This is a genomic window from Streptomyces dangxiongensis (genome assembly GCF_003675325.1).
GTDB lineage: Bacteria > Actinomycetota > Actinomycetes > Streptomycetales > Streptomycetaceae > Streptomyces > Streptomyces dangxiongensis.
This window is the reverse complement of the sequence record NZ_CP033073.1, coordinates 2,116,719-2,129,353: the sequence shown is the minus strand read 5'-3', so window position 1 is coordinate 2,129,353 and position 12,635 is coordinate 2,116,719. Positions and strand designations below refer to the sequence as shown.

At 70.7% G+C, this 12,635-nt stretch carries 4 protein-coding genes; 3 read left to right on the top strand and 1 reads right to left on the bottom strand.

Going from position 1 to position 12,635, the window contains the following annotated elements; genetic code table 11:
• Positions 1-30: 30 nt before the first annotated feature.
• Entirely contained in the window at positions 31-2,787 is a 2,757-nt protein-coding gene (locus D9753_RS09375; protein WP_121786591.1) for a SpoIIE family protein phosphatase, read from the bottom strand.
• Positions 2,788-3,202: 415 nt separating this feature from the next.
• Here D9753_RS09375 and D9753_RS09365 point away from each other — a divergent pair, with 415 nt between their 5' ends.
• The 3 genes from D9753_RS09365 (at position 3,203) to D9753_RS09350 (ending at position 12,488) form a co-directional block, all read left to right on the top strand.
• Positions 3,203-8,656, top strand: a complete 5,454-nt coding sequence (locus D9753_RS09365; protein WP_121786590.1) for a HAMP domain-containing protein — start codon at positions 3,203-3,205, stop codon at positions 8,654-8,656.
• Positions 8,657-8,968: 312 nt separating this feature from the next.
• Positions 8,969-9,649, top strand: coding sequence for a response regulator (locus tag D9753_RS09355; RefSeq protein WP_121786588.1), 681 nt, complete (start codon positions 8,969-8,971; stop codon positions 9,647-9,649).
• A gap of 124 nt (positions 9,650-9,773) precedes the next feature.
• Entirely contained in the window at positions 9,774-12,488 is a 2,715-nt protein-coding gene (locus D9753_RS09350; protein WP_205614100.1) for a DNA translocase FtsK, read from the top strand.
• Positions 12,489-12,635 lie beyond the last annotated feature (147 nt).

Sequence of the window (12,635 nt, the reverse complement as noted above, 5' to 3'; positions counted from 1 at the left end):
AAGGCCCCACCCTTCCGGGTGGGGCCTTTCTCATGCCTCCTGGGGGATTTCCGGGACCCGCATCGTCAGAATCGCCATGTCGTCCGAAGGGGCGTCCGAGGCGAAGCGTTCCACCGCGCGCATGATGCGTGCCGCGACCGCCCCGGCCGTCAGGCCCGTGCACGTCGTCAGGACGTCGGCGAGGCCGTCGTCGCCCAGCATGCGCGTGCCCTCCCGGCGTTCGGTGACGCCGTCCGTGACGCAGAGCAGCACGTCACCGGGATCAAGGGTGACCGTCTCCTCGTACAGCTCCAGATCCTCTATGACGCCCAGCAGTGGCTGCGGTTCGGCCGCCGCCACGACCGTGCCGTCCTGGCGCAGCCGCAGGGGCAGCGGGTGGCCGGCGCAGACCACCTTCAGCTCGGCGCTGCCGTCCTGCTGCGGGCGCAGCTCGCCGTAGAGGAGGGTCAGGAAGCGGCTGCGGTCGCCCTCGTCGAGGATCGCGGAGTTCAGGCGCTCCAGGACCGCCGGCCCCGACAGGCCCTCGCGGGCCAGCAGGCGCAGGGCGTGCCGGGCCAGGCCGGTGACCGCCGCCGCGTTCGGGCCCGTACCGCAGACGTCGCCGATGGCGAAGCCGTACGCGCCGTTGCCGATGGGGAAGAGGTCGTAGAAGTCGCCACCCACCTCGTTGCCCTCGCCTGCCGCGCGGTAGATGACCTCCACCTCGACGTTGTCGATGTGCGGCAGGCCGGGCGGGAGCAGGCTGCGCTGGAGTGCCTGGCTGATGGCCGTGCGCTCCGAGTACAGGCGGGCGTTGTCCAGGGCGAGGGCGGCCCGGCGGCTGAGGTCCTCGGCCAGCTCCAGGATCTCCTGGCGGAAGTGCTCGTCGGTGGGCTTGCCGAGGGTCAGCATGCCGATGACGCGGTTGCGGGCGACGAGCGGCAGCACGACCGTCTCCCCGCCGACGGCGGAGGCCGTCGCGAGCGTCGGGCCGATACCGGAGGGGAACCGGTGCGTGGCGCCGCCGGCCAGCCCCAGGCTGCGCATGGAGCTGCGCAGTGCCGCCTGGTGGGCGACCTCGCCCGGGGTCGTCCAGACGCGTGCGCCGGGCGTGGGCACGGGATCCGGCGGGGAGACCTTCGACAACAGCGACTTGATGCCGTCGATGAGTTCCTCGTCCTCGTGCAGGACGTACGACAGGTACGGCTCGGAGGCCTGGTCGGCGATGGTGTACACCGCGCACCAGGTGGCGAGGGTGGGGACGGTCATCTGTGCCATCAGGGCCAGCGTCTGGTCCCGGTCCAGGGTGCCGGCGAGCAGGTCGGAGGCCTCGACCAGGAAGCTCAGGGAGCCGCGGCGCAGCCGTTCCAGCTCGCCGAGGCGGGCCGACTCGACGGCCAGGGCGATGCGGTCGGCGGCGAACTGGAGGCGTAGCGCCTCCTCGTTGGTGTAGCGGCCGGGCGCCTCCGCCGCGACGCCGAGGGAGCCGGTCAGGCGGCCCTCGACCTTCAGCGGGACGGTGATGACCGAGCGCATGCCGGTGCCGGCGAGCAGCGGGACGGCGCCGGGGACGGCGACGAGGTCGTCGTGGACGGCGGGCATGCGCGCGGAGCCGTAACGGCCCGGGCCCGCGTCGACGGGCACCCGCGCGAAGCGCTGGCGGGCGGAGGGCAGGCCGGTGGAGGCGCGGACCTCCAGCTCCGTCTCGTCGTCGGTGGCGAGCAGCAGGAACGCGGAATCGCCGTCGAGCATGTCCCGGGCGCGCTCCACCGTGCGCTGGAGCAGGCCGTCGAGGTCGTCCGGGGCGGGGGAGCCGATGAACACCTCGAAGGGATCGGTGTTCTGGCCGTCGCCGGACGGGGCCTGATCGGTGGCGGGGACGCGGGACGGCGTCTGGAGGACGGCGCGTTCGTGGTCGCGGACCAGCAGGCAGACGGTGGACGGCTCGCCGCCGGTGTCGCGCACCCGCAGATGGGAGGCGTACACCTGGGCCACGCGGCCGTCGGCGCCGCGGATGCCGTAGGTGCCCTCCCAGCGGGAGAGCTGGAAGGCCTCGGCGATGCCGGTGCCGGTGCCCGGGGTGTGCGGCCAGGCCGCCAGCTCGGTGAGGGGCTTGCCGACGACCTCGGCCGCGGGGAAGCCGAACAGTTCCTCGGCGTCCTCGTTCCAGGCGCTGATGCTGCCCTTGCGGTCGACCTGGAGGACCGCGACGCGGACCCGCCCGTCGGCCAGCGGGAGCAGGTCGGCGGGCAGGGCGGGGCCGGCGGCGCGGGTGCCCACCATGCGTGCGGGCAGGTTGAGCTGGAACCAGACGTTCTTGTGGGTGGGGGTGTAGTCCACGCCCCAGCGGGTGGCCAGGGCCGCGCACAGCTGGAGGCCGCGGCCGCCCTCGCGGTCGGGGTTGCCCGTGACGGCGGCGCTGTTCTGGAGGGGGACCTCGCGCTCCGGGTAGCGGTCGGAGACCTCGACGCGCACGCCGTCCTCGGTGCGCAGGCAGAGCACCTCCGCGTGCGTGCCCGCGTGGACGACCGCGTTGGTCACCAGTTCGCTGGTCAGGACGACGGCGTCGTCGACGATGTCGGCGAACCCCCAGCCCTGGAGGGTGTCGCGGACGAAGGACCGGGCGGTGGCGACCGATCGTCCGACGGGCTCGAAACTGGCAGCCGCACGCGCGGTGATCACAGAACTCCTCGGCCGGTCGTCGGGCAGGGCTGCGGGGCCGGCCGGCTCGCGCCGCTGCTGCGGCATCCCCTCGCCCGTCGGCTGTGGCTCCGGGGGTTGTCCCCCGGCGATCAGTCCGGTGGTCATGGTCTGCGGCCGCCCCTCCGATGCCCGCTCGTGCTCGTGCCACCGCCCAGGCCGGTCGGACCGGTGCGGCTGGACAGCCGCTTGCAAGGTTACTTACCTTCGCGGTCCGAGCGGATGCCGGTCGCCGGTGTTCACCCCCCACGGTGTGCGGACGATGTGCGAAGCTGCCGAACTGTTATGGCCTGGTTCGGCCGGGGTGAAACACTGGGCAGGCTTCGACGGAGGTCGGGTCGGGTTGCGTGCGTTCCGTGCGGGGCGGGCAGCAGCCCCTGGTGAGGCCGGATTCCGTCTGGGCGGAACTGGCAGGAACACAGCAGCAACCGGTACGCCGACGTGCCCGGTACGCCGATGACGGCACGCCGGGCGGAAGCGGCCGACCACAGCAGTGACGGTCTACCCCTCCGGGAGGGACACAGTGGAGTCTGGCGCGGCGACGCGGGGTACGAGGACGCGCGCGAAGGGCGGACCATCCCTGGGCAGGAGCGGCGCGACCACCGAGGTGGACACGGCGGCCCTGAACCGGCTGCTGGCGGCGCTCGTGTCGATGCGGGACGGGAACTTCCGCAAGCGGCTCACGGTGTCCGGGGACGGCGTGATGTCGGAGATCGCGGCCGTCTTCAACGAGGTGGCGGACCGGAATCTGCACCTCACGGGTGAGCTGTCGCGGGTGCGGCGCATGGTCGGACGTGAGGGAAAGCTCACGGAGCGGCTGGAGACGGGGGCCTGCGAGGGCTCCTGGGCGGCGGCCGTCGACAACTCCAACGCGCTGGTGGACGATCTCGTCTGGCCCGTGTCGGAGGTCAGCCGGGTGCTCACGGCGGTCGCCGAGGGTGATCTCTCGCCGCGCATGGAACTGCGGACGCAGGGGCCGGACGGCGGCACGGGGCATCCGCTGCGCGGTGAGTTCCTGAAGGTCGGCCGTACCGTCAACAACCTGGTCGACCAGTTGTCGACGTTCACGGACGAGGTCACGCGCGTGGCCAGCGAGGTCGGCACCGAGGGCAAGCTCGGCGGGCAGGCCCAGGTGCGCGGGATGTCGGGTTCGTGGAAGGACCTGACGGAGTCCGTCAACACCATGGCGTACCGGCTGACGGCGCAGGTGCGGGACATCGCGCTGGTGACCACGGCGGTCGCCCGGGGTGATCTGTCGCGCAAGGTGACCGTCCATGTCGCCGGCGAGATGCTGGAGCTGAAGAACACCGTCAACACGATGGTGGACCAGCTGTCGTCCTTCTCCTCCGAGGTCACGCGAGTGGCCCGGGAGGTGGGCACCGAGGGCATCCTGGGCGGCCAGGCGCGGGTGCCCGAGGTGGCCGGCGTGTGGAAGGAGCTGACGGACTCCGTCAACACGATGGCGGGCAACCTGACCGCGCAGGTGCGCGGGATCTCGCAGGTCACAACGGCGGTGGCCAGTGGTGACCTGTCGCAGAAGGTGACGGTTCCGGCGCGTGGTGAGGTCGCGCAGCTCGCCGAGACGATCAATCAGATGACCGAGACGCTGCGGATCTTCGCGGACGAGGTCACGCGCGTGGCGAACGAGGTCGGCGCGGAGGGGCGGCTCGGCGGGCAGGCGAACGTGCCGGGCGCGGCCGGCACGTGGAAGGACCTGACGGACTCCGTCAACACGGTGTTCCGGAACCTGACCACGCAGGTGCGGGACATCGCCGCCGTGACGACCGCGGTGGCCAGCGGTGACCTGTCGCAGAAGGTCACCGTGGACGTGGCCGGCGAGATGCTGGAGCTGAAGAACACCGTCAACGGCATGGTGGACCAGCTGTCCTCGTTCGGTGCCGAGGTGACGCGGGTCGCGCGGGAGATCGGCGTCGAGGGCGAGCTGGGCGGCCAGGCGCAGGTGCCGGGGGCGGCCGGGACGTGGAAGGACCTGACGGACTCCGTCAACACCGCGTTCCGCAACCTCACCGGGCAGGTCCGCAACATCGCCCAGGTGACGACGGCGGTGGCCAACGGCGACCTGTCGCAGAAGGTCACCGTGGACGTGTCCGGCGAGATGCTCCAGCTCAAGAACACCGTGAACACGATGGTGGACCAGCTCTCCTCGTTCGCCGACCAGGTCACGCGGATGGCCCGGGACGTGGGCACGGAGGGCCGGCTGGGCGGTCAGGCCCGGGTGGACGGCGTCTCCGGCACCTGGAAGGAGCTGACGGACTCCGTCAACTTCATGGCCGGCAACCTGACCTCCCAGGTGCGGCAGATCGCCCAGGTGACGACCGCGGTGGCGCGGGGTGACCTGTCGCAGAAGATCGACGTCGACGCGCGCGGCGAGATCCTCGAGCTGAAGAACACGATCAACACGATGGTGGACCAACTGTCCGCCTTCGCCGACCAGGTGACCCGGGTCGCGCGTGACGTGGGTACCGAGGGCCGGCTCGGCGGGCAGGCGCAGGTGCCCGGGGTCGCCGGTGTGTGGCGGGACCTGACCGATTCCGTGAACGGCATGGCCGGCAACCTCACGGCGCAGGTGCGCAACATCGCGCAGGTCGCCACGGCGGTGGCGCGCGGTGACCTGTCCCAGAAGATCACCGTGGACGCGCGCGGGGAGATCCTGGAGCTGAAGAACACGCTGAACACGATGGTGGACCAGCTGTCGTCGTTCGCCCAGGAGGTCACGCGGGTGGCCCGTGAGGTGGGCACGGAGGGCATGCTCGGCGGGCAGGCCGAGGTCCAGGGGGTCTCCGGCACCTGGAAGGACCTCACGCAGTCCGTGAACTTCATGGCGAACAACCTGACCATCCAGGTGCGCAACATCGCCGAGGTCACCACGGCGGTCGCGAAGGGCGACCTGTCGAAGAAGATCACGGTCGACGCCAAGGGCGAGATCCTCGAGCTGGTCACGACGGTCAACACGATGGTCGACCAACTGTCCAGCTTCGCCGAGCAGGTGACGCGGGTGGCCCGCGAGGTGGGCACCGAGGGCATCCTGGGCGGGCAGGCGCACGTGCCGGGCGTCACCGGCATCTGGAAGGACCTCAGCAACAACGTCAACCTGATGGCCAACAACCTGACCATGCAGGTGCGCAACATCTCCCAGGTGGCCGCGGCGGTCGCCAACGGTGACCTGACGCGGCAGGTGACGATCGAGGCCAGCGGTGAGGTCGCGCAGCTCGCCGACACCATCAACACGATGGTCAAGACGCTGAGTTCGTTCGCCGACCAGGTCACCAAGGTGGCCCGTGAGGTGGGCACGGACGGCATCCTGGGCGGCCAGGCGCACGTGCCCGGGGTGGCCGGCACCTGGAAGGACCTCACCGAGTCGGTGAACCAGATGGCGTCCAACCTGACCGGTCAGGTCCGCAACATCGCCATGGTGACCACGGCCATCGCCAAGGGTGACCTGACGAAGAAGATCGACATCGACGCGCGCGGCGAGATCCTGGAGCTGAAGACGACGATCAACACGATGGTCGACCAGCTCTCCAGCTTCGCCGAGGAGGTCACGCGCGTGGCCCGCGAGGTGGGCACCGAGGGGCAGCTCGGCGGCCAGGCACGCGTGCGTGACGTCGACGGCACCTGGCGGGACCTCACCGAGTCGGTGAACGAGATGGCCGGGAACCTGACCCGGCAGGTGCGTGCCATCGCGCGCGTGGCGACCGCGGTGACCCGCGGCGATCTCAACCTGAAGATCGACGTGGACGCCTCCGGCGAGATCCAGGAGCTTCAGGACTACATCAACAAGATGATCGCCAACCTGCGCGACACCACGATCGCCAACAAGGAGCAGGACTGGCTGAAGGGCAACCTGGCCCGCATCTCCGCCCTCATGCAGGGCCGCCGGGACCTGGAGGACGTGGCCTCCCTGATCATGAGTGAGCTGACGCCGGTGGTGTCGGCGCAGCACGGTGCGTTCTTCCTGGCGATGCCGCTGATGGAGGGCAGGGCCACCGGTGGCGGCGAGGACGGCTACGAGCTGCGGATGCTGGGCTCGTACGGCTACTCGATGGGCTCCATGCCGACGTCGTTCCGGCCCGGTGAGGCGCTGATCGGCACGGCCGCCCAGGAGAAGCGCACGATCCTGGTGGACCGGGCGCCCAGCGGTTACCTGAAGATCGCCTCCGGGCTCGGTGAGGCCCCGCCCGCGCAGGTGATCGTGCTGCCGGTGCTGTTCGAGGGCGAGGTGCTCGGCGTGATCGAGCTGGCGTCCTTCACACCGTTCACGCAGATCCAGAAGGACTTCCTCAACCAGATCGCCGAGATGATCGCGACCAGCGTGAACACCATCTCGGTCAACACCAAGACCGAGAAGCTGCTCAAGCAGTCGCAGGAGCTGACCGAGCAGCTACGGGAGCGGTCGGCCGAGCTGGAGAACCGGCAGAAGGCGCTCCAGGCCTCCAACGCCGAACTGGAGGAGAAGGCCGAGCTGCTGGCCCGGCAGAACCGGGACATCGAGGTGAAGAACACCGAGATCGAGGAGGCCCGGCAGGTCCTGGAGGAGCGCGCCGAGCAGCTCGCGGTGTCGATGCGCTACAAGAGCGAGTTCCTCGCCAACATGTCGCACGAGCTGCGCACGCCGCTCAACTCGTTGCTGATCCTGGCCAAGCTGCTCGCCGACAACGCCGAGGGGAACCTCTCGCCCAAGCAGGTGGAGTTCGCCGAGACGATCCACGGCGCGGGCTCGGACCTGTTGCAGCTGATCAACGACATCCTCGACCTGTCGAAGGTCGAGGCGGGCAAGATGGACGTCTCCCCGACGCGCATCGCGCTCGTGCAGCTCGTGGACTACGTGGAGGCCACCTTCCGGCCGCTGACCGCGGAGAAGGGCCTGGACCTGTCGGTACGGGTCTCCCCGGAGCTGCCGGCCACCCTGCACACCGACGAGCAGCGGCTGCTGCAGGTGCTGCGGAACCTGTTGTCCAACGCGGTGAAGTTCACCGACTCCGGGTCGGTTGAGCTGGTGATCCGGCCCGCCGGCGCGGGGGTTCCGCAGTCCATCCGGGACCAGTTGCTGGAGGCCGGTTCGCTGGGCGATATCGAAGGGGAGCTGATCGCGTTCTCGGTGACCGACACCGGTATCGGCATCGCGGCCAGCAAGATGCGGGTGATCTTCGAGGCCTTCAAGCAGGCGGACGGCACGACCAGCCGCAAGTACGGCGGGACCGGGCTGGGCCTGTCGATCTCGCGGGAGATCGCGCAACTGCTCGGCGGTGAGATCCACGCGCAGAGCGAACCGGGCCGCGGCTCGACGTTCACGCTGTACCTGCCGCTGCACCCGAGCGAGCTGCCGCCGCAGGGCTACCAGCAGCCCGCGGCTGCGCTGGAGGCCGGTGACCTGGTCGCCTCCGAGGCACGCCGGTGCCTGGAGCTGTCGGCCGCGGAGATCGAGATGCCGGCCGAGGTGAAGTCGTACCGGGAGACGCAGAACGGTCCCGCGGCCCTGTTCCGGCGCCGTCGGCGGAGCGTGCCGGAGGAGGGCCAGCGCAGCGGGCAGTGGGTGCCGGAGCAGGAGAGCACGTCGCAGCCGGGCCGCGCGGTGCGGTTCGGCGGGGAGAAGGTGCTGATCGTCGACGACGACATCCGCAACGTGTTCGCGCTGACCAGCGTCCTGGAGCAGCACGGTCTCTCGGTGCTGTACGCCGAGAACGGGCGGGAGGGCATCGAGGTGCTGGAGCAGCACGACGATGTGGCGGTCGTGCTGATGGACATCATGATGCCGGAGATGGACGGGTACGCGACGACCTCGGCTATCCGCAGGATGCCGCAGTTCGCGGGGCTGCCGATCATCGCGCTGACGGCGAAGGCGATGAAGGGCGACCGGGAGAAGGCGATCGAGTCGGGTGCCTCCGACTACGTCACCAAGCCGGTCGACCCCGACCACCTGCTGTCGGTGATGCGCCAGTGGATGAGCCCGGAGTGAGTGCGGCGGGCGGTGGTACGGCGGGGCGCGGTGCGGCCGGCGGTGCGGCCGGGGGTGGCGTGAACTCGCGCGAAGGTCGGATGGGTGCCGGAGGTTGTTGCATCATAAAGGCGGGGAACACGCGGGAATGCGGGATTCCGGGAACCTTCCGGGGCCCCGCCGCGTTTCCTCTACGAGCACAGTGACATCACGGTGACAGGGTGTGGCGACAGGCGGGGTGCGGCTACGATGACCGGCACAAGGACGGGCGGCGAAAGGGAGTCGTCCCCTGGGGCGGCGCCCGGCGTACCGCCGGGGCGAGGAGGGCGGGCCATGGTGCAGAAGGCCAAGATCCTCCTGGTCGATGACCGGCCGGAGAATCTGCTGGCGCTGGAGGCCATCCTCTCTGCGCTCGATCAGACGCTGGTGCGGGCATCGAGCGGGGAGGAAGCGCTCAAAGCGCTGCTCACGGACGATTTCGCGGTCATTCTGCTGGATGTCCAGATGCCGGGCATGGACGGGTTCGAGACGGCGGCGCACATCAAGCGGCGCGAGCGGACCCGTGACATCCCGATCATCTTCCTGACGGCGATCAACCACGGCCCGCACCACACCTTCCGGGGCTACGCGGCGGGCGCGGTGGACTACATCTCCAAGCCGTTCGACCCGTGGGTGCTGCGCGCGAAGGTCTCGGTCTTCGTCGAGCTGTACATGAAGAACTGCCAGCTTCGCGAGCAGGCGGCGCTGCTGCGGCTCCAGTTGGAGGGCGGCGGCGGCAAGGGCGCGGTCGCCGGCCGGGAGCCGGCGGGGCTGCTCGCCGAGCTGTCGGCGCGGCTCGCGGCCGTCGAGGAGCAGGCCGAGGCGCTGTCCAAGCAGCTGGACGACGACTCCGCGGACGCGGCGGCCGTCGCCACGGCGGCCCATCTGGAGCGCAAGCTCACCGGGTTGCGCCGCGCGCTCGACGCACTGGAGCCCGGTACGGGCGGCGGCGCCTCCCTGCCGTCCCAGAACTGACGCGCGCCGGGCCCCGACTTGCCGATGAGCGGGCGTCAGTTCCCGTCCTCCACAGGCACGACACGAACGGGTGAAGCTGTGGGCACACGTGTCCACCGTCGTCTCCCCCGGTAACCTCACACCCATGGCCTCACGTCCGTCCGCAGCCAAGAAGCAGCCCGCGAAGAAGGTCGCAGCTCCCGCGAAGGCTCCGGTGAAGAAGGCCGCGGCCAGGAAGGCGCCCGCCAGGAGGCCGGCGGCCAGGAAAGTCGTGCCGCCCAGGCCGGCGCCCAGCGCCACCGGGGGGCTCTACCGGCTCGTGCGCGCCCTCTGGCTGGGCCTCGCGCACGCCGTCGGCGCCGTCTTCCGCGGTATAGGGCAGGGCGCGAGGAACCTCGACCCGGCCCACCGCAAGGACGGCGTCGCCCTGCTGCTGTTCGGCATCGCCCTGATCGTCGCGGCCGGCACCTGGGCCGACCTCAAGGGGCCCGTGGGCGACCTGGTGGAGATGCTGGTCACCGGCGCCTTCGGCCGGCTCGACCTGCTGGTGCCGATACTGCTCGCGGTGATCGCCGTACGGTTCGTGCGGCATCCGGAGAAGCCGGAGGCCAACGGCCGGATCGTGATCGGCCTGTCGGCACTCGTCGTCGGTGTGCTCGGCCAGGTCCACATCGCCTGCGGCGCGCCCGCGCGCAGCGCCGGCATGCAGGCCATAAGGGACGCCGGCGGCCTCATCGGCTGGGCGGCGGCCACCCCGCTGACGTACACCATGACCGAGGTGCTGGCCGTACCCCTGCTGGTCCTGCTGACGGTCTTCGGCCTGCTGGTGGTGACCGCCACCCCGGTCAACGCGGTCCCGCAGCGGCTGCGGGCGCTCGGTGTGAGCCTGGGGCTGCTGCCCGACCACTCCGACCACGCGGACTACGAGTTCGCCGAGGACGCTGCGGACTACGACGAGCGCTACGACGAGCAGTGGCGGCAGGCGCCGCCGGCGCGTCCGCGCGGACGCGCCCGCGCCCCCCGGGCGTACGACCCCGGCAGGGCCGAGGAGGAGGCCTTCTCACAGCGCCGCGGACGCCCCAGGCGCTCCGCCGTGCCCCAGCCCGATCCGCAGCGGCATCCGGACGCCGTGGACGTCGCCGCGGCCGCCGCGGCGGCGCTCGACGGTGCCGTGCTGCACGGTATGCCGCCGTCCCCGCTCGTCGCCGACCTCACGCAGGGGGTGGGCGCGGGCGAACGCGAGGACACCGCCCAGGTGCCCGCGCCGGCGCCCCGGCCGAAGCAGGAGCGGGTCGCGTCCGGGCCCGTACCGGACCTGACCAAGAAGGCCCCCGAGGTGCCCCGGGAGCTGCCCGCGCGCGCGGAGCAGCTCCGGCTGGCCGGTGACATCACCTACGCGCTGCCCTCGCTGGACCTGCTCCGGCGCGGCGGTCCCGGCAAGGCGCGCAGCGCCGCCAACGACGCGGTCGTCGCCTCGCTCACCCAGGTGTTCACGGAGTTCAAGGTCGACGCCGCCGTGACCGGCTTCACCCGCGGCCCGACGGTCACCCGGTACGAGGTCGAGCTGGGCCCCGCCGTGAAGGTCGAGCGGATCACCGCGCTCACCAAGAACATCGCCTACGCGGTGGCCAGCCCCGACGTGCGGATCATCAGCCCGATCCCCGGCAAGTCCGCGGTCGGCATCGAGATCCCGAACACCGACCGGGAGATGGTCAACCTCGGTGACGTCCTGCGTCTCGCGGAGTCCGCCGAGGACGACGACCCGATGCTGGTCGCCTTCGGCAAGGACGTCGAGGGCGGGTACGTCATGCACTCGCTGGCGAAGATGCCGCACATGCTGGTCGCCGGCGCGACCGGCTCCGGCAAGTCGTCCTGCATCAACTGCCTGATCACCTCGGTCATGATGCGGGCGACCCCGGAGGACGTCCGCATGATCCTCGTGGACCCCAAGCGTGTCGAACTGACCGCCTACGAGGGCATCCCGCACCTGATCACGCCGATCATCACGAACCCCAAGCGGGCCGCCGAGGCGCTCCAGTGGGTCGTCCGCGAGATGGACCTCAGGTACGACGACCTGGCCGCCTACGGATACCGGCACATCGACGACTTCAACCGCGCGGTGCGCGAGGGCAAGGTCAAGCCGCCCGAGGGCAGCGAGCGGGAGCTGCAGCCGTACCCGTACCTGCTGGTGATCGTGGACGAGCTGGCCGACCTGATGATGGTCGCCCCGCGGGACGTCGAGGACGCGATCGTGCGCATCACCCAGCTCGCGCGCGCGGCCGGCATCCACCTCGTGCTCGCCACCCAGCGCCCGTCGGTGGACGTGGTCACCGGTCTGATCAAGGCCAACGTGCCCTCCCGGCTGGCCTTCGCCACCTCCTCGCTCGCCGACTCCCGGGTCATCCTCGACCAGCCGGGCGCCGAGAAGCTGATCGGCAAGGGCGACGGCCTGTTCCTGCCGATGGGCGCGAACAAGCCCACCCGTATGCAGGGCGCGTTCGTGACCGAGGAGGAGGTCGCGGTCGTCGTCCAGCACTGCAAGGACCAGATGGCGCCCGTCTTCCGGGACGACGTCACCGTCGGCAGCAAGCAGAAGAAGGAGATCGACGAGGACATCGGCGACGACCTCGACCTGCTGTGCCAGGCGGCCGAACTGGTCGTCTCCACCCAGTTCGGGTCGACGTCCATGCTGCAGCGCAAGCTGCGCGTCGGCTTCGCCAAGGCCGGACGGCTCATGGACCTCATGGAGTCCCGCAACATCGTGGGACCGAGCGAGGGCTCCAAGGCGCGTGACGTTCTCGTGAAACCCGACGAACTGGACGGCGTGCTCGCGGTGATACGCGGGGAGAGTGAGGGGTAGCGGAGGACCGTCCGGCGGACGCGGGTCACGCCGACCCGGCCGGCCCCTCGTGACCCACCCGTTAGACAGCGGTGAGCAACCGTTTCCCTTTGTCGTACGTCCAGTTGAGCGAGAGGACAGGTAGGCCCTCCATCCTGGGGTACCTGC